At 39.7% G+C, this 17,491-nt stretch carries 23 protein-coding genes; 10 read left to right on the top strand and 13 right to left on the bottom strand.

Annotation, left to right across the window (positions count from 1 at the left end; genetic code table 11):
* Positions 1 to 13 precede the first annotated feature (13 nt).
* On the bottom strand, positions 14 to 382 hold the full coding sequence (locus tag AC1DYB_RS22315) for a DUF4406 domain-containing protein (RefSeq protein WP_477438133.1): 369 nt from the start codon (positions 380 to 382) through the stop codon (positions 14 to 16).
* On the bottom strand, positions 379 to 957 hold the full coding sequence (gene nudK, locus AC1DYB_RS22320) for a GDP-mannose pyrophosphatase NudK (RefSeq protein WP_477438135.1): 579 nt from the start codon (positions 955 to 957) through the stop codon (positions 379 to 381). Before nudK ends, AC1DYB_RS22315 begins: the two co-directional genes overlap by 4 nt.
* A gap of 58 nt (positions 958 to 1,015) precedes the next feature.
* Here nudK and AC1DYB_RS22325 point away from each other — a divergent pair, with 58 nt between their 5' ends.
* Positions 1,016 to 1,765, top strand: coding sequence for a DeoR/GlpR family DNA-binding transcription regulator (locus AC1DYB_RS22325; RefSeq protein ID WP_477438137.1), 750 nt, complete (start codon positions 1,016 to 1,018; stop codon positions 1,763 to 1,765).
* Here the strand turns inward: AC1DYB_RS22325 and rsmD are convergent, their stop codons facing one another.
* The 3 genes from rsmD to AC1DYB_RS22340 form a co-directional block, all read right to left on the bottom strand.
* Positions 1,766 to 2,317 (bottom strand): 16S rRNA (guanine(966)-N(2))-methyltransferase RsmD, encoded by a 552-nt coding sequence (rsmD, locus tag AC1DYB_RS22330; protein ID WP_477438139.1) that lies wholly within the window; start codon positions 2,315 to 2,317, stop codon positions 1,766 to 1,768.
* Positions 2,293 to 3,105 carry a DUF3822 family protein gene (locus tag AC1DYB_RS22335; RefSeq protein WP_477438141.1) on the bottom strand — a complete coding sequence of 271 codons (813 nt, stop codon included), beginning with the start codon at positions 3,103 to 3,105 and terminating at the stop codon, positions 2,293 to 2,295. The genes rsmD and AC1DYB_RS22335 overlap by 25 nt, the downstream gene beginning before the upstream one ends.
* A 78-nt stretch (positions 3,106 to 3,183) precedes the next feature.
* Positions 3,184 to 3,648 (bottom strand): hypothetical protein, encoded by a 465-nt coding sequence (locus tag AC1DYB_RS22340; RefSeq protein WP_477394919.1) that lies wholly within the window; start codon positions 3,646 to 3,648, stop codon positions 3,184 to 3,186.
* 78 nt (positions 3,649 to 3,726) lie between these two features.
* Between AC1DYB_RS22340 and AC1DYB_RS22345 the strand changes: the two genes are divergently transcribed.
* Both AC1DYB_RS22345 and AC1DYB_RS22350 read left to right on the top strand, forming a co-directional pair.
* Positions 3,727 to 5,148 carry an ATP-dependent DNA helicase gene (locus AC1DYB_RS22345; RefSeq protein WP_477438143.1) on the top strand — a complete coding sequence of 474 codons (1,422 nt, stop codon included), beginning with the start codon at positions 3,727 to 3,729 and terminating at the stop codon, positions 5,146 to 5,148.
* 297 nt (positions 5,149 to 5,445) lie between these two features.
* Positions 5,446 to 6,279 (top strand): nuclear transport factor 2 family protein, encoded by an 834-nt coding sequence (locus AC1DYB_RS22350; RefSeq protein ID WP_477438145.1) that lies wholly within the window; start codon positions 5,446 to 5,448, stop codon positions 6,277 to 6,279.
* A gap of 173 nt (positions 6,280 to 6,452) precedes the next feature.
* Here the strand turns inward: AC1DYB_RS22350 and AC1DYB_RS22355 are convergent, their stop codons facing one another.
* The 3 genes from AC1DYB_RS22355 to AC1DYB_RS22365 form a co-directional block, all read right to left on the bottom strand.
* Entirely contained in the window at positions 6,453 to 6,779 is a 327-nt protein-coding gene (locus AC1DYB_RS22355) for a HesB/IscA family protein (RefSeq protein WP_477394927.1), read from the bottom strand.
* 134 nt (positions 6,780 to 6,913) lie between these two features.
* Positions 6,914 to 7,327, bottom strand: coding sequence for a Fe-S cluster assembly scaffold IscU (gene iscU, locus AC1DYB_RS22360; RefSeq protein WP_477438147.1), 414 nt, complete (start codon positions 7,325 to 7,327; stop codon positions 6,914 to 6,916).
* A gap of 126 nt (positions 7,328 to 7,453) precedes the next feature.
* Entirely contained in the window at positions 7,454 to 8,665 is a 1,212-nt protein-coding gene (locus AC1DYB_RS22365) for an IscS subfamily cysteine desulfurase (protein WP_477438149.1), read from the bottom strand.
* A gap of 106 nt (positions 8,666 to 8,771) precedes the next feature.
* On the opposite strand from AC1DYB_RS22365, the gene mce reads away from it, so the two are divergent.
* From mce to prmA, 6 genes are all read left to right on the top strand, one after another.
* Positions 8,772 to 9,173, top strand: coding sequence for a methylmalonyl-CoA epimerase (gene mce / locus AC1DYB_RS22370; RefSeq protein ID WP_477438151.1), 402 nt, complete (start codon positions 8,772 to 8,774; stop codon positions 9,171 to 9,173).
* Positions 9,174 to 9,391: 218 nt separating this feature from the next.
* Positions 9,392 to 9,640 (top strand): type B 50S ribosomal protein L31, encoded by a 249-nt coding sequence (locus tag AC1DYB_RS22375; protein ID WP_477394939.1) that lies wholly within the window; start codon positions 9,392 to 9,394, stop codon positions 9,638 to 9,640.
* A 66-nt stretch (positions 9,641 to 9,706) separates the two neighbouring features.
* Entirely contained in the window at positions 9,707 to 10,891 is a 1,185-nt protein-coding gene (locus AC1DYB_RS22380) for a GlmU family protein (protein WP_477438153.1), read from the top strand.
* Between the two features lie 127 nt (positions 10,892 to 11,018).
* Positions 11,019 to 11,783, top strand: coding sequence for a triose-phosphate isomerase (tpiA, locus tag AC1DYB_RS22385; protein ID WP_477438155.1), 765 nt, complete (start codon positions 11,019 to 11,021; stop codon positions 11,781 to 11,783).
* A 157-nt stretch (positions 11,784 to 11,940) separates the two neighbouring features.
* Positions 11,941 to 12,408, top strand: a complete 468-nt coding sequence (locus AC1DYB_RS22390) for a hypothetical protein (protein WP_477394945.1) — start codon at positions 11,941 to 11,943, stop codon at positions 12,406 to 12,408.
* Positions 12,409 to 12,663: 255 nt separating this feature from the next.
* On the top strand, positions 12,664 to 13,500 hold the full coding sequence (gene prmA, locus AC1DYB_RS22395; protein ID WP_477438157.1) for a 50S ribosomal protein L11 methyltransferase: 837 nt from the start codon (positions 12,664 to 12,666) through the stop codon (positions 13,498 to 13,500).
* 91 nt (positions 13,501 to 13,591) lie between these two features.
* On the opposite strand, the gene AC1DYB_RS22400 is transcribed toward prmA, so the two are convergent.
* Complete coding sequence (locus AC1DYB_RS22400) at positions 13,592 to 14,236, bottom strand: NAD(P)-dependent oxidoreductase (protein WP_477438158.1); 645 nt, start codon at positions 14,234 to 14,236, stop codon at positions 13,592 to 13,594.
* A 54-nt stretch (positions 14,237 to 14,290) separates the two neighbouring features.
* Entirely contained in the window at positions 14,291 to 14,698 is a 408-nt protein-coding gene (locus AC1DYB_RS22405) for an Rrf2 family transcriptional regulator (protein WP_295716395.1), read from the bottom strand.
* Between the two features lie 296 nt (positions 14,699 to 14,994).
* Here AC1DYB_RS22405 and AC1DYB_RS22410 point away from each other — a divergent pair, with 296 nt between their 5' ends.
* Positions 14,995 to 15,336, top strand: coding sequence for a helix-turn-helix domain-containing protein (locus AC1DYB_RS22410; RefSeq protein WP_295716393.1), 342 nt, complete (start codon positions 14,995 to 14,997; stop codon positions 15,334 to 15,336).
* A 30-nt stretch (positions 15,337 to 15,366) separates the two neighbouring features.
* Here the strand turns inward: AC1DYB_RS22410 and AC1DYB_RS22415 are convergent, their stop codons facing one another.
* The 3 genes from AC1DYB_RS22415 to scpB form a co-directional block, all read right to left on the bottom strand.
* Positions 15,367 to 16,485, bottom strand: coding sequence for a GNAT family N-acetyltransferase (locus AC1DYB_RS22415; protein ID WP_477438160.1), 1,119 nt, complete (start codon positions 16,483 to 16,485; stop codon positions 15,367 to 15,369).
* Between the two features lie 76 nt (positions 16,486 to 16,561).
* Positions 16,562 to 16,759, bottom strand: coding sequence for a hypothetical protein (locus AC1DYB_RS22420; RefSeq protein ID WP_295716391.1), 198 nt, complete (start codon positions 16,757 to 16,759; stop codon positions 16,562 to 16,564).
* Positions 16,760 to 16,897: 138 nt separating this feature from the next.
* Complete coding sequence (scpB, locus tag AC1DYB_RS22425) at positions 16,898 to 17,449, bottom strand: SMC-Scp complex subunit ScpB (RefSeq protein ID WP_295716390.1); 552 nt, start codon at positions 17,447 to 17,449, stop codon at positions 16,898 to 16,900.
* Positions 17,450 to 17,491 lie beyond the last annotated feature (42 nt).

The raw sequence follows: 17,491 nt of genomic DNA on the forward strand, positions 1-17,491 counted from the left end.
TGTTAGATGGAATTTATAATGCTATTATATCTTCCAGTTTGTAATAAACTTTAATGCCTTGTTCTTTTGCTATTCTAACATCTTCATCAGCTCCTTTTGATTCCCCTGAAATTCTAAATATCGCGTCACATTTTGAAAGTATCCTGCGCGATACCGGGTATGAAATTTCTTCGTAGGCTTCGTCGCCGGGATATTTTGAGCCGGCCTGTTTTAAAAGAGGTAAAGCAAACCATTCGCCAATTACAGGGATGTGCCCTGCCCTGAATATGGGGAGTGCCGCCTCTTCCATTTTTTTTAAATTTTCTGCCATTAATTCAGGATTGTCATTTGTGCCCGAACGGTAGGGGCCGGCTATTAAAATTGTTAAAGGTTTATTCATCATGATATTAAATTATTTATTTGGGCATATTGCAATAACATTATTGTTTTGGCATCTCTTATTTCGCCATTGTTCATCATTAGTAAGACTTCGGCGAAAGGTAGTTCCAGCACTTCTATATTTTCGTTCTCTTCGTCAAGGCCGCCGCCATTGCTTACTTGCATGTCTTTTGTATATTCGGCTATAAAAAAATAAAGTAGTTCAGTTACCGATCCGGGCGACATGTAGGCCTCAAATACTTTTTTTACATTGGCAACCTTGTAGCCTGTTTCCTCCTCAGTTTCTTTCCTTATACAATCTTCGGCGTTATCTTTATCAAGCAGGCCGGCACAACACTCAATAAGCGTCCCACTTGCGTTGCCATTGATGTAAGTGGGCATCCTGAATTGCCTGGTAAGTATTACAGTTTTATTGGCAGTATTATATAAAAGTATGGTTGCACCATTGCCCCTGTCATAGGCTTCGCGGCTGAGTTGCGATACTGAGCCGTCCTTTTTGGTTGCCTCAAAAGTCACTTTATTTAGGGTATACCAATTATTTGATAGGATATCAATCTCTAATATTTTAATTTTATCCATGGTTTTTGATTGAATTTGATCAATTATGATTATTTTTGAACAAATCAACAATATTTAAATGAACTTTCAAAAAAGAAAACAAAAAATTCTTGATAAACTAAATAGCTTAGGGGAGGTGGATATTAAAGATCTGGCTATTGAGTTAAATATTTCAGAGATCACCGCCCGGCGGGATTTAAATCAGCTTGCTAATGATGGGCTCCTTTACCGCACGCACGGCGGGGGGATGAAGCTTGATCCATTAGCAAAACCACATGATTTCTTGAATAAAACTGCTCAAAATTCAACAGTTAAAGATAATATTTGCCGTGAGGCAGCCGAACATATAAACGATGGCGATATTATTTTTATGGATTGCGGCAGTACTGTTTTTCGTTTATGCCAGTTTATAAAAAATAAAAAAATAAAGGTGATAACCAATTCGTTACCTGTTGTTTATGAATTGCAAAATTGTGCGGTATCACTAAATGTAGTAGGAGGTGAGTTTAATAACGAACGACAAGCGGTGCATGGTAAAATAGCAAATGAACATATAGCCAGGTATCATGCGGGCAAAGCCTTTTTGGGTGTTGATGGTATATCACAGAACGGGTTATTTGCCAATAGTGAGCTGGAAGCTGATATTACGTTAGCCTATATACTACAAAGTGCCTACACTTATATGTTGTGCGATGGCAGTAAGATAGGAAAAGAAACTTATTTAAAGTTTGCTGATATTAACCAGGTAGAAGCCATTATTACCAATGCTGATGACGCAAAACTGGCCTGCTTTAAAGATACTGCTTTAACTATTTTAAAAGTGAAATAACTAAAGTGGCTGATCTGTGGGGTTTCTGAAAAAAGAAAACGACGAATGCCCATATTTTCGCTGCTCCACAAAAGCCGGGTGTTGACTAATGTTTTGCATTGATTGATGTTCAACTATTAACAGAGCGCCTGGTAAAAGAATGTTCCTTTCAAAAACAATTTTTGGTATGTCGGGAATCCTGTTCAGGTCATATGGTGGGTCGGCAAAAACCAGGTCATATTGTTCCGTTTCTATCTGCAGGTATTTGAACACATCTTCTTTGTAAACTTTTACCTGGTTTAGTTTATGCTGGCGCGATGTATCTTTCAGGTAATTTACACAATGTATGCTCCTGTCAACAGAAATAACTTCAGCAGCGCCCCTTGAAGCAAATTCCAGTGATATATTGCCGGTACCGCTAAACAGGTCAAGCACCTTGATACCCTCAAATTCAATTTGATTGAGCAGAATGTTAAAAAGAGCTTCCTTCGCCAGATCGGTAGTAGGGCGTACCGGAAGATTTTTAGGTGGGTTAAGCCTTAAACCTCTTAAAGTGCCTCCGATGATGCGCATAATGAAAGAGCAGAAAGTGACAGTATTTTATGACCTTCAATTTCGTAAGGTAATTGAAGCGGGGTTATGTTGTTGATTTCCACTTTGCCGAAAAATTCGGCTAAGCGGGTGATGTTTTTATCGCCGGTGTTAACCTCGCCACTTAAATATACATAAGTGTAGGCAGGTTGTAAATTAAGTTCACTGGTTACTAATGATACAAAATAAGCCAGTTCATCTTCGCCGGTAAACTCAAAGGTATTGTAAAAACGAAGCTTGCTAAAGTTGAAGTTGGCTATCTCCACCGTTTCCTCGTTGATGTTCAGGTACAGGTCCCGGTCGCCGGGGTGGTTAGCAGCTATCGCGTTTAGCCAGCCTTTTGATGAAAATACAGTATTGCGTAAACCAAAATCCTCAGCGGCACTTATTAAAGCTTCTGATGTTTTATAAATAATGATGTTTTTATTATCCAATGGCTGGGCTAAAACTTTTTCGTTAGCCTGTACATCAAGAAAACGAGCCACATTGCTTACCTGGTCCTGCTTAAAAATGCTTTGTGGCAAAAGTGTAAAACCAGTATTGGGTAAACCAATAACTACCTTTTTGTAGTTTGCAGATAACAGATCGAGCAACTCTTGCGGATCACTTAATTCATCCAGCGGGTGTTTATCTGCCAGGGCGATAAGCTTGTTTTGATCGCTTACCGCGTATGAAAACGATGTTTTATCAATTTGTATTAATAAAGTATAGCCCTGTGCTTTATCAAGACTAAAGTTATCATCATGGTAATTGTAGTTGTGTTCGCTCATGCCAGTTTAACAAAAGTAATATTTTTTAGCAGATACCATATAGGCAACTATTAAAATGCTTTCACTTTTGGGTGATGCCTAAATAAGAAACCTTGAAAAAAGAGATAGCAGAATATAAATAATTAGAGGCCGCCAGATAGGTTTGGGGTAATAGTCATCATCAGGGAAGTATTTTTTAAAGAAATATCTTGTTAGTATCAACCCGCCTATAATGTTTAGCGCTATAATTAAGCCCATGAGTTCCATCATGGGTAATAGCTGGCCAAATGTTAAAGTTGCACCCGACGAAGCTTTTTTAAGTAATTCGGTATCTATTTTAATACCAGAATACCTTATTACATTAATATATAACAAATAAAAAAGCACCAGGAAAAGTAAAACCTGGCTTATTGCTTTTTTATAGCCGGCTGCCCATAAGTTTAAAACAAGCAACACCCCGGCAAATAAAAAACTGAAAATAGAAAAACCAAAAATTGCCCGTTTTGAATAGATATCTACAAAATCGTCTGGTTGTTCTTCTACTTTATCCTCATTAAATTCCATGGTCAAATTTATAACTAATCCTGTTAGCTTTTTAATAAGGGTAAAGGTTTTTCAATTACTTATCAGCATTTTTGCAAAGTGACTGTAATTGATCATATCCGTAAAGCATTCCCGCATACTCCCACAGGCCAGCAACTGGAACTGTTTGATCGGTTGCATGCTTTTTTGCAGAGCCGCGATGGCGACGAATGTTTTATACTGCGTGGTTATGCAGGTACCGGCAAAACCACGGTGCTGGGCGCTCTTGTAAAAGCATTAAAGCAATATAATTACAGATCGATATTACTGGCGCCAACCGGGCGGGCTGCCAAAGTGATCACCAATTACTCGGGCAAAAAAGCCTTCACTATTCATAAACGCATTTACCGTAAAAAATCGGCCCTTAACCTTGATGATGGTTTTGCTATTGCTGATAACCTGGCCAGCGATACCCTGTTTATTGTAGATGAGGCATCTATGATATCAGATGATCCTGTTGGCAGCAGGGCATCTTTGTTGTATGACCTGGTAAGGTACGTGTACAATGATAAAAACTGCAAACTGGTACTGGTGGGGGATACCGCACAGCTGCCGCCTGTGGGCTCAGATAATAGCCCTGCTTTGGATGAAGCTATTATGAAGGGGAAGTTTGGCGTAAACGTTTTTAAATATGAGCTTACGGATGTACTTCGCCAGCAAAAGGATTCGGGTATCTTGTTTAATGCTACTGCTATCCGCGATATTATCCGACAAAAAGAGGTGACTACCCCTAAAATTATTACCAAAGGCTATAAGGATGTTTTTAGGATGACTGGTGAACGGCTGGAAGAAGGGTTGAACTATGCTTATAACAAATACGGGTACGATAGAACGCTTATCATTTGCCGCTCAAACAAGAACGCCAATTTATATAATGGCCAGATCCGTAACCGCATCCTGTACCGGGAAGAGGAACTCACCGGTGGCGATCAGATCATGGTGGTTAAGAATAACTATTTCTGGCTCAAAGATAATGATGAGAATAGTACCGATTTTATTGCCAACGGTGATATTGCCCGTATAAGAAAGGTACGCAGGATTGAGGATATGTATGGTTTTCGTTTTGCAGACGTGCAGATAGAATTTATTGATTACGCCGAAGACCCGGTACTGGATTGCAAAATACTATTGGATACCTTGTATGCCGATTCGCCAGCCCTATCGCAGGAAAATCAGAAGAAATTTTACGAGGAGGTAATGAAGGATTATGCACACCTCACTAATAAAAGGGCAATGCATAATGAGTTAAAACTAAATCCATATTATAACGCCCTGCAGATCAAATTCGCCTATGCCATTACCTGTCATAAGGCCCAGGGCGGCCAGTGGGATGCGGTTTTTGTTGACCAGGGTTATGTAACCGACGAAATGATCAATATGGATTTTCTTCGATGGTTTTACACCGCTGTTACCCGTGCCACTACCGAACTGTTTTTAGTAAATTTTGATAACCGCTTTTATAAGGTTCCGGTGGAGTTTTAATGAGCAGGTGCATAGTTCCTGTCATGTGAAAACATCACCCGGAATACTTTTAATATGAATTTTCAGCAATTTAAGTGACCTCGGTCCAAATTCTGTCTTCAAAAATTCTTTTATTCTTTGTTCGGGTACTTCGCTCTAAAAAGCTATCTTTATTCCATAATTACTTCAACAACATATCAAATAAGGATTGCCAAAAATCCTGCCTGTTAATCCAGGTTTCTGAAACGCTGATTGCTTAGCGCAAGTGTTTCGCACAATCTAATTTTTACATCATTCTATTATTCTAATCTAATCGTAATGAAAATTACAAATAAATTGGCAATGGGTTTTTGCTGCGCATTAATGTACACAAGCCCGGCCATCAAAGCAAATACACCTATGGATACTTTATCAAATAAACAAAAAGTACTATCGTTTTACAAGCTGATTGTTGGTCAGCGCAAAGCCGAACTTATCCCCGAATTTGTATTGGAGGATTATAAACAACACAACCCAACAGTTGCCCAGGGCAGAGCGGGCATCACCGGGATGATCAACTACCTGAAAACGCTGCCACCGCCGCCTGCGGAAGCTAAATCACCCATCATTCGCGCTATACAGGAGGGCGATCTTGTTGTTACCCATCTTGATATTCAGTTTATGGGTAAGCACATGGTAGTTATCGACCTTTTTAAACTAAAGGACGGAATGCTGGCCGAACATTGGGATGCCATACAGGAAATGCCCGATCAAACAGGCCTGGCTATCACCGCGACCAACGGTACCACAGATATCGATAAAGGGAAATCAGCAGAAAATAGTAAACAGATCGTAAATAGGTTTTATGAGTCTGTCATCAATAAGCAATCACCTATTGAGCTTATTAAGCCTGATTACATTGAGCATGATCCATCAGTAATTAACAGCGGTAAAGGCCTTGCGAATTATTTATCGGGCGATCCTGATCGTAACATTAAAATTCACCGTGTTATCGCCGAAGGAGATTTTGTAGTAGTTCAATCTCAATTTAAAAGAGGGGGGAAGGGATTTGTACGCTATGAAATTTTTAGGATTGGCACTGATAAGATTGCAGAGCACTGGAGCGCAGAACAGGCTGTGCCGGAAGGTATTGAGGCTGAAGATATGTTTTAAAATTCCGTCTGGGTCATCCCGAATTTATTTCGGGATCCCACTTGCAAGGTCGCCAGCATGTGGGTTAGCGTGTCCTGTGGGATGCTGAAACGAGTTCAGCATGACCTTATTTAGTAAAAACAAAAGCGGCATCAATTCGACGCCGCTTTAATATATTTTTTTACTGTAAATGGTTATACAGAGAAACTTTCGCCACAGCCACAGGTACGGCTTGCATTAGGGTTGTGAAAATTGAAGCCTTTTCCGTTTAAACCGTCAGAGAAATCAAGTTCGGTACCGGCAAGGTAAAGGAATGATTTCATATCCAGGGCCATGCGTACGCCCTGATCTTCAAAAAACTGGTCGCCCTTTTTTTCTTCGTTATCAAAATCAAGATTATATGATAAACCAGAGCAGCCACCTCCCTGAACAGACACACGCAGAAAATAAGAGGCATCAAGCCCCGAATCCTGCATCAGGTGTTCTATTTTACTTTTAGCTTTATCAGTTACAGTTACCATAGTAGTAGAATCAAGAGGTAAGAATCAAGAGTCAAGAATTTATCTTGAAATTCAATCTTACTTAATATTTATTAATCTATGTTAAAACCAAGAGACCATAGTCTTATATCTTGACTCTTGATTCTAACGTCTTATTAATGGTGTGCTTTTTCGCTTACAAATGCTTCTAAGCCGTTTTTTACGCGGAAATCATTGATAGCTGCTTTTATAGCATCCTCTGCCAAAACAGAGCAGTGGATTTTTACAGGTGGCAAAGCCAGTTCTTCAACAATATCCATATTGTCAATCTTCATGGCATCATCGATGCTTTTGCCCTTTAACCACTCAGTAGCTAAAGATGAAGAAGCGATTGCTGAACCGCAACCGAAAGTTTTAAATTTTGCATCGGTGATAACATTGTTATCATCCACCTCAATCTGCAGACGCATAACGTCTCCGCATTCAGGCGCACCAACTAAGCCAGTACCTACTTTGTGGCTACTTTTATCCAAAGTGCCCACATTGCGGGGGTTAGTGTAGTGATCGATTACTTTATCAGAATATGCCATTTCAAAAATTTTTAAGTAGTAGTTATTTGTTCTGAGCCAGGTAAATCCTAAACTCTAATTTCTAAATTCTAAAATAAATCTTGCGCCAAATCCGAAATTGAAATTTCGAAATCCGACATCAAAAAATTAATGTTCTGCCCACTCAATTGAGTTAAGGTCAATTCCCTCTTTAAACATCTCCCAAAGCGGAGAAAGCTCACGCAGGTGGGTAACCGAGTTTTTGGTTACTTCAATAGCGTAATCAACTTCTTCTTCGGTAGTAAAACGACCTAAGCCAAAGCGGATAGATGAATGTGCCAAATCGTCAGATAAACCTAAGCTTTTCAGTACGTATGAAGGCTCCAGCGAAGCTGATGTACAGGCAGAGCCTGATGATACAGCAAGGTCTTTCATCGCCATCATTAAACCTTCACCTTCAACATATTTGAAAGAGATATTGGCTACATGTGGCAAGCGGTGCTCAACGTTTCCGTTTACATAGCTTTCTTCCAGTACAGTTAATGCCGATTGTAGTTTATCGCGTAAAACTGAAAGTCGTTTTGCTTCGCTTTCCATCTCTAAACCGCAAAGCTCGCAGGCCTTACCTAAACCAACAATGCCCGGTACGTTTAAGGTACCTGAACGCATACCGCGTTCGTGGCCACCGCCATCCATTTGCGCTGTAACTTTAACTCTTGGTCCTTTACGGCGAACGTATAATGCGCCAACACCTTTAGGACCATATATTTTATGTGCCGATAATGCCAAAAGGTCAATGCCATCAGCATTAACATCAACAGGTATTTTACCAACCGCCTGTACAGCATCTGTCATAAACAGTGCGCCATATTTGTGAGCGATAGCAGATATTTCTCTTATAGGTTGTATAACACCAATTTCGTTGTTGCCATACATAACCGATACTAAAATGGTTTCGCTGGTCATGGCAGCCTCTAAAACAGCAAGATCAACAAGACCATCTTCTTTAACCGGAAGATAAGTAACCTTGCCACCCAGTTTTTCTACGTGTTTACAGGCATCAAGCACAGCTTTATGCTCCGTAACGGTAGTTATAATGTGATTGCCTTTATCCTTATACATTTCAAATACACCCTTGATAGCAAGGTTATCTGATTCTGTAGCGCCAGAAGTAAAAATTATTTCTTTCTCATTAGCGCCAATCAATTTGGCCACCTGCTCACGTGCATAGTCAACACCTTCTTCGGCCACCCATCCAAAAGGATGGTTACGGCTGGCGGCATTACCAAATTTTGTTGTAAAATAAGGTAACATGGCCTCCAGAACGCGTGGATCCATCGGTGTAGTTGCATTGTTATCTAAATAAATTGGGATATTCATAATGCTAAGTATATTAACAATACAAAGATACACAAGTTTTTATTTAAAATCATTCAAAACAAAGGGTAAATTAACAAACCTGACTATTAATTTACAATATTTGGACATGAATAAAGTGGAGCATATTGGGATTGCCGTAAGCGATATTAAGGTTGCTGGTGATATATACGGGAAGCTTTTAAATACTCCTGTTTATAAAACCGAGACCGTGGAGCAGGAGGGGGTACTAACCGCTTTTTTGCAAACGGGCCCCAATAAAATTGAGTTGTTACAGGCTTTAAATGAGGATAGCCCCATAGCTAAATTCATCTCCAAAAAAGGGGAGGGGATTCATCATATTGCTTTTGAAGTAGATGATATTATTGCCGAGATGCAGCGGTTGAAAAGTGAAGGTTTTATATTGCTGAATGATACACCTAAGCGTGGTGCTGATAATAAATTAGTTTGCTTTGTGCATCCTAAGAGTGCGAACGGTGTGTTGATTGAATTGTGCCAGGCGATCAGTTAGCAGTTTGCGGTGGGCAGTTAACAGGCGATTGTGATTTGTAAATCAATAGTTTATGGTCGATTTTTATTGCCGAATGATAACTTATTATTATCTGTATTTTAAAGATGCAAACTGCCAACTGAATACTGCAAACTAATTTGAATCATTCTTTTGCTTATTCTAAAATAAATATTACATTTGCGCCTCTTTTAAAGACTACAAAGATAAGTTTATATATAATGAAAAAAGATCTGCATCCATCAAACTATAGGTTAGTTGTGTTTAAAGATATGTCAAACGACTATGCTTTCATGACTAAATCATGCATCGATACACGTGAATCCATTAAATGGGAAGACGGTAACGAGTATCCATTGATCAAATTAGAAATTTCGCACACTTCGCACCCTTTCTATACCGGTAAAATGAAACTGGTTGATACTGCAGGTCGTATCGATAAATTCCGTACACGTTACAACAAGAAGTAATTTCTTGTTTAATTAAATATTTACAAGTCTCGGCTTTGCAGCCGGGACTTTTTTTATTTTTGTGCCATGGGACTTATCCTTTTCGACGATAACACACACCAAACACTGCTACCGCTTACCTATACCAGGCCCGTGGCCGATATGCGCATAGGTATCCTTACCATTGCAGAAAAGTGGGCTAAGTATTTAAATACTAATACTTCTTTTTATACGCTTGATTATTTGCAGGCCAAATTTCCTGTAAAAATCGAGTCTGATAATTTATTTATAAACGGCGCGGTTTGCCCCGACGAAAACTTGTTGAATGCTATTAACAAGCTACAAATCGGTGAAGCGTTAAAATGTAGCGATCAGCTGCTGGCCGTGAGGCTGAACCGGGCCGAGGCGGAAAGCTTTGATGCCGGTGCAGCATTTGGCAACGTTACTGATTACACAGATTCGTTTGTTTTTATTCGCTATCCGGAAGATATTTTCAGGAAGAATGAAATTGAGCTTAGGAAGGATTTTCAACTTCTTACCAAAGGCCGCACTAGCGCCCAAATAAGTTCAACCAATACCATTATAGGTAACGATTTTTTTGCCGAAGAAGGTGCAGTTGCTGAGTGTTCTACATTTAACACTACCAACGGGCCAATATATTTATCAGCCAATACCGAGGTTTGGGAAGGTACCCATATTCGCGGCGCTTTTGCATTATGCCAGCATTCGCAGGTAAAAATGGGGGCGAAGATCTATGGGGCTACCACCGTAGGGCCGTATTCACGTGTTGGTGGCGAATTGAATAACGCCGTTATCTGGGGGTATTCGTCAAAAGGGCATGAAGGATATTTAGGCAATGCTGTGCTTGGCGAATGGTGCAACATTGGTGCCGATACCAATAACTCGAATCTTAAAAATAATTATGCAGAGGTGCGCCTTTGGGATTATGATACGCAGCGTTTTAGAAAAACCGGTCTGCAATTTTGCGGATTAATTATGGCCGACCACGCCAAATGCGCCATCAATACCATGTTTAATACGGGTACCGTGGTGGGGGTTAGCGCCAATGTTTTTGGGGCCGGCTTTCCACGTAATTTTGTTGCCGATTTTTCATGGGGTGGAGCGCAGGGTTTTGAGGTTTACTCCATCAAGAAAATGTTTGAAACTGCCGAGAAAGTATTTGAACGCCGGGATCACCGTGAGTTCGACGACATAGAAAAGAACATACTGCAAAAAGTATTTGAATTAACCGAGGAATATAGAAGGTTTTAGTGAGCAGCTATTGGTTGATTAGGTGAATGGTTTTGCCGGGCGTCCTAGATCTAAAACCACTCACCTAATCAACTTAATCAACCACTCACCAAACCCCATAAACTAAATCAATTAAAATAATAAAATCATGAGAAAAAAAATTGTTGCCGGAAACTGGAAAATGAATCTTGACTATAATGAAGGATTAGGCGTATTTACCGAGATCATCAATATGGTTAAAGACGAAGTGACCGGCACACAGGAAGCGGTTATCTGCAGCCCTTTTATTCATATCAATAGCCTGGTACAATTGGCAAAAGGTTACAATAAAGTTTCTGTAGGAGCACAAAATGCTCACCAGGCAGAGAGTGGCGCGTATACCGGTGAGATCTCTGCAAAAATGATCAAATCAGTAGGTGCTGCTTATGTTATAATAGGTCACTCAGAGCGTCGTCAGTATTTTGGCGAAAGCAATGAGTTGCTGGCTAAAAAAACCGATACGGTATTAAAGCATGATCTTCGCCCTATTTTTTGTATCGGCGAAACGTTGCAGGAGCGCGAAGCTAACCAACACTTTGATGTGATTAAATCACAGCTTGTTGAAGGTGTATTCCATTTAGAGGCTGCCGATTTTTCAAAGTTGGTTTTGGCTTATGAGCCTGTTTGGGCTATTGGTACCGGCGTAACTGCTTCATCGGCGCAGGCTCAGGAAATTCATGAATTTATCCGCAAAGAAATTGCCACCAAATACGGCCAGGATGTTGCTGATAGCACTACCATTTTATACGGAGGTAGCTGTAACCCTAAAAATGCAGCCGAACTATTTGCTCAGCCAGATATTGATGGTGGCCTGATAGGTGGTGCATCGTTAAAATCACGTGATTTTGTAGATATCATCAAGGCTTATAATTAATTGGATAGGGTGTAAGCTAAACTACGTTTCATTGCTAATATTTCAAACAGAAATAATTATTGAACGTTAATCAGGTGTGTTAATGAACACACGAACACAAGCCAACACGTCATTGCGAGGTGCCTCGCAATGACGTGTTTTTAGGTAGCTTTTAAATATGAAAGTTTTTCTCCCGCCATTAGTTGCTTTTATTGGGTTTGCTGCCTTTGTAATAGTTAGCGCACTTGCCCATGCTATGCAGATAAGTGATATGGGAGAGGGGAACGTTCATGCTTTTATGGCTTGTTTTTATTATTGCTGGCCATTATATTTTATAGTAGCCATATTAACGCAGTGGATAATTATTGTTCCTGTTTGGAATGCCTTTGTGTTACACTCAGCAGCTGCAGCGTTGATTACCTTTAGTGTGGTTGCCGCTATTTGTACGTTTGCAGCAGGAGGCGTTGCTTATGCCATTTGGGATGAGCAATCCGGGTATGATAGTTTAATTGGCCTCACTACCATTATGTTATTTATTCAGCTGGCTTATTGGGCTGTTAATTTTTTTATATTGTTTTTGGTTACCGGTAAAACGGTTACGTTGAAAAAGAAGGATGTTGAAGAGACAGCTGTGCTGGAAGAGTAAAACAAGATAAAAATTTGTGAACGCAAGTTTTAAATTTGGGACACTGAATAATTTGTCATCCTGAACGCAGTGAAGGATCTATTCGGAGACTGTACAGGGCGAAGATGTATGGCGGATAACAGATCCTTCACTGCGTTCAGGATGACAATTTTTTGCTAATACGTCATACAAGGAACGAAGCAATTGGATACGATATGGAATGAGTTCGCAATCATTCATATCCCGCAATTGACGTGTTATAAAACATTATCTATTATGAACTACTACGAATTACTTTTTACCACTATAACTACCGAAGATTACCAGCAGGATCTGCTGATAAATACCCTGGGTGATATTGGTTTTGATACTTTTGAAGAACTGGATTTTGGCTTTAAAGCTTATATTCCGGTTGATGATTTTGATGAAGAAAAGCTGATAGAACAGCTATTGCCGTATCGTGAATTGTTTACTTTTAGTTATGAGGTAACGCTTATCCCTCAAAAAAACTGGAACGAAGTATGGGAAAGTAATTTTGAACCGATAGAGATAGGCGATAAAATATATGTAAGGGCCACCTTTCATCCGGCCCGGCCAGAGATTAAATACGAGATCGTGATAGATCCTAAGATGGCTTTTGGTACCGGCCATCATCAAACCACATCCATGATGCTGGCATTGATGCTGGAGAATGATTACAAGGGTAAAAATGTATTGGATATGGGATGTGGTACAGGCATCCTGGCCATTATGGCATCTAAACTGGGTGCCTCAAGGGTTACTGCTATTGATTACGACCCGGTTTGTTACGATAGCACTATCGAGAACTCCGCTTTAAACCATATCGACAATATTATACCACTTTGCGGCTCAAAAGAAGTGATCCCAAATGAACAATATGATACTATACTGGCCAACATTAACCGCAATATCCTCATGGATCAGATGGAGCGGTATGCGCAGGTACTGAAACCAGATGGTGAGATCTATTTCAGCGGGTTTTATGAATCTCCCGATCTGGATATCATTACTGATGAAGCCCGTAAGTATGGATTAAAATACATCATCCATAAAAAAGATAAGGATTGGGTTGCGGCTAAGTTTATAAAGTAAGTTGTCTGAACCGGAATTTGTCGAATTTGCAGAATTAATGGAATTCTAAAATTCTTTAATTCGATAAATTCCGGTTCAGACAAAATTCTTCCTAATACCCCACCGTAAATCTCCTTTTTACAAATTGGTTATTCTCCAATTCGTCCAAAATGGCAACTGCCAGGTCTTCCACAGATATTTCGTGCACACCTTTTTCATTAAATACTGGTTCATCAGTGCCTAAACGGAATTTACCTGTGCGTTCACCTGGGTGCAGGTTGATAGCCGGGCTCAAAAATGTCCAGTCGAGTTCCGTTTCCTTCTTAAGGGTGTTAAGGTAATCACGGGCGGCTGTAGCGCCGGCTTTCCACTCGGCAGGGAATTGTGGCGAATCTACCAGTTGCAATCCTGGAGCAGCATATAAACTGCCTGCGCCGCCAACAACTAATAAGCGTTTAACGCCGGCTTGCTTTACAGCCTGCTGAATGGCCTCTGAGCCTTTTACAAAATCATCGTAAAGGTTGGGGTTGGTCCAGCCGGCATTGTACGCGCTTACTACAGCGTCATGGCCTCTAAGCTCGACAGCAAGGGACTCTGTATCCAATACGTCGGCAGCTTTAAGTGTTAATTTATCACTTGCTGTTTCTACCTTTTTCGGGTCGCGTGCTATAGCTGTTACATCATAACCGCGTTGTAATGCTTCGTTTAATACAGCTTTGCCTACAAAGCCTGTGGCACCTATTAATGCTAATTTCATAATTGTTTGTTTTTATATTGTAATTAAATTTATTACAGTTTTGTTTAAATTTTTTTAATTGAATTTGCCGCTAAAGTCGGCCAGGGTAATTGTATTTAATTTATTAAAGATGGTAACGTCAACCTCATCGGCCAAGGCATCCAAATGTTGGCTAATTTGCTTACCTACCGGGCAATTGGGATTAGGCTTGTTTTTTGCCTGCCCTAAAGCAGGTTGCACTTTTACTGCTCTGTAAACATCGCTCAGCAATATTTTTTGAGCTGGTAAGCCCAGGGTATAGCCGCCGGCTTTGCCTTCTTTACTATCAATGAGGCCATATTTCCGCAGGTTGCTGATCTCTTTACGTACAAGTACCGGGTTTATGTTGATGCTGCCGGCAATATAATCGGATGATAATAGCTCATCCGGCTGCTTGCTGAGCAGGGTAAGTATATGCACCGCTATCTGAAATTGTCCGTTCATCTGTAATTTTAATTATTACAGTACAAAGATACGCATGGTAAAATTAAATCCAAACATTTTTAACTGTTATTTTAATTATTACAGTTTTGTGATATGCCCCTGATTATGGAGATAATGGGCATGAGAGGTCGCACTGCCATTTATTTACCTCGCTTTAATACAGCTAATTACCAATTGTTTTGTTTGCCTGACCGTTTTAATAAAATATTATGCAAATTAGTTGATAATTAGCGTGATAATAAATATTATTGCAAAGTAATTAACTTTTGCGAAACCTTTACTATTATACAGATCACATGAAAACACTTGGAAAAAAAATCAGACTGCTACGTCATCAAAAAGGGTGGAGCCAGGAAGATGTTGCAAAGCGGTTAGATATTTCCATTCCTGCATTCTCAAAAATTGAGACGGGAATTACCGATATTAACTTATCAAGGCTTGAGCAAATTGCCACTTTATTTGAAATGACAGTAGTTCAGTTACTTACATTTAATGATGCCGAACAGGATCAGAAATTTGTAAACGAACTGGAATCTGTCAACAAACGCTTAATGGATCGCGAAACTGAAGTTATCGATCTGCAAAAGAAGGTGATAGAGCTATTTGAAGAGCTAAGGCACTCAAAAGCTACTGCATAAATTTATGCCCGGTTAATAGCCGGGCATACTTTAAAAAATATAGCGCATTGTTAAATGCTTTTTGCCAAAGGTAGCCCCAACCGCAGCATGAATGGCAATCATTTTCTCGTTAAAATCTCCAACCCACGATAATTCAAGTTCATCATATTGCTTTAAAGGCAAAACGTATTCTTTGAGTTTAATGAATATGGCGGATTCCAGTCCGTGTTTCTGATATTTTTGTTTGGTTCCCATTACTATTGCCCGCATGCGGGATACGCCTTTCCATCGGTAATATAAAAATTGAAGCTTACCTATCAGGTTAAGTTTGCCATTTAATGGTTTAAGCATCTGGTTGGCATCGGGCAAAATGATAACAAATGCCGCGGGTTCGTCATCGATGTAGGCAAACCAGATTAGCTTTTCGTCCATCAAAGGTTTCATTTTCTTAAAGCTTTCGGCAATGGTGGCATGGGTAATGGGCACAAAATTTTCAAAATCTTTCCAGGCATCGTTATAGATCTCCATAAAGTCTGCTGTGAATTTCTCCATTTTGCTAACCTCAAAATGCCTGAAATCATACCCGGGTTTCTTGATCACCCAATTAGCAATTTTTGTAAACCGTTCCGAAAACGGCTTATTCACATCGAGATGATTGGTGATCTGCTCATACTGGGTTTTAAACCCATAATCTTCAAAAAAGGCTTTGTAATACGGGAAGTTATAATTCATCCCATAGGATGGTGGGGTAAAACCCTCCACCAGTAAACCCCAAAAATTATCATTCTCGCCAAAGTTTATGGGGCCATCCATAGCTTGCATCCCATTATCCTTCAGCCATTTTTGGGCGGTATCAAACAACAGGAAGGCGGCTTTTTTATTATCAATACATTCAAAAAAGCCCATACCTCCCGTTGGCTGATCATAATGGTATGCCTTTTTATTATTTATAAAGGCCGCTACCCTGCCAATAGCTTGGTTGTTATCATCGGTAAGTATCCACCTGATGCATTTGCCATCCTGGTGAAAATTGTTTTTGGCTGGGTCAAATACCGCTTCTATATCATTATCAAGCGGGCAAACCCAGTTTTTGTCATCCCTGTAAAGGGTACGCGCCACATCTAAAAAAGCTTTTTTTGTCGCCTTATCTTTTACTTCTGTTATGATCATAGGAGGGCTAAATATAAAAAAAAGCATTCAGGGCATGCGCTGAATGCTTTACAAATAGAATATGTTTCCTTAAAGACTAATAATCTTCATCGTCTTCTTCGTCGAAAGATTCGAATCCCCTGCCCAGATCATCATCTAATGGGCCATCAAAATCATCATCGTCGTCATCAACCTTTTTCTTCGATTTAGGGTCGAGAATTAGATCATCGTCGTCTTCATTGTCATCTTCGGAATTGTCGATCTTCTTGGTAATCGGTTTTTTTGGCGCTCCCATTGTAACGGATTTTATTTGTAAAACTTTGTCAATAATACTTTAAATCGGATAAAAAGCAAGAATTTTTTTATGCTTTTATTTCCTTATTCAATAGTAAAAATAATCAAAATCATTTTTATTAAAAAGATGAAATTAAAATTATTCTGTTTGTTCGCCAATTGCAACTGAATTGTTTGTAAAATCCTTAATCTGAGGCAATTCCTGTATATTATTGATCCCAAAGTAATCCATAAATAAGCCACTGGTACCGTAAAGAATAGGTTTTCCTAAGGCTTCAGACTTCCCAATTATAGCTATTAGCTCTTTTTCCAGTAGTTTTTGTATGGAATAATCGCAGTTTACCCCACGGATCTGCTCCACATCGGTTTTGGTAACCGGTTGTTTGTAGGCTATAATGGCCAGGGTTTCCAGTGCGGCCTGACTTAATCTTTTTTTAGATCGCTGTAGTTGCAAAAGATTTATAACCGGGTGGTATTGCTTTTTGGTAAAAAACTGGTATCCGTTACCTATTTTCACCAGTTCAATGGCCAAATTATCATCACTATATTTTAACTCTATAGCTTTGAGGCTTTCATTTACTTCGGTGGCATTAAAATCCCGCTCAAAAGCCGCCTGCAGGCAATACATGATTTCCTCCATGCGAATACCTTGTTCTGATGCGAAAATTAATGCTTCTATGTAATGTTCCATTTTTGTGAGTGGTGAGTTGTGAATGGAGAGTAGTGAATAGTT

The sequence above is a fragment of the Mucilaginibacter sp. P2_A4 genome (assembly GCF_056405015.1).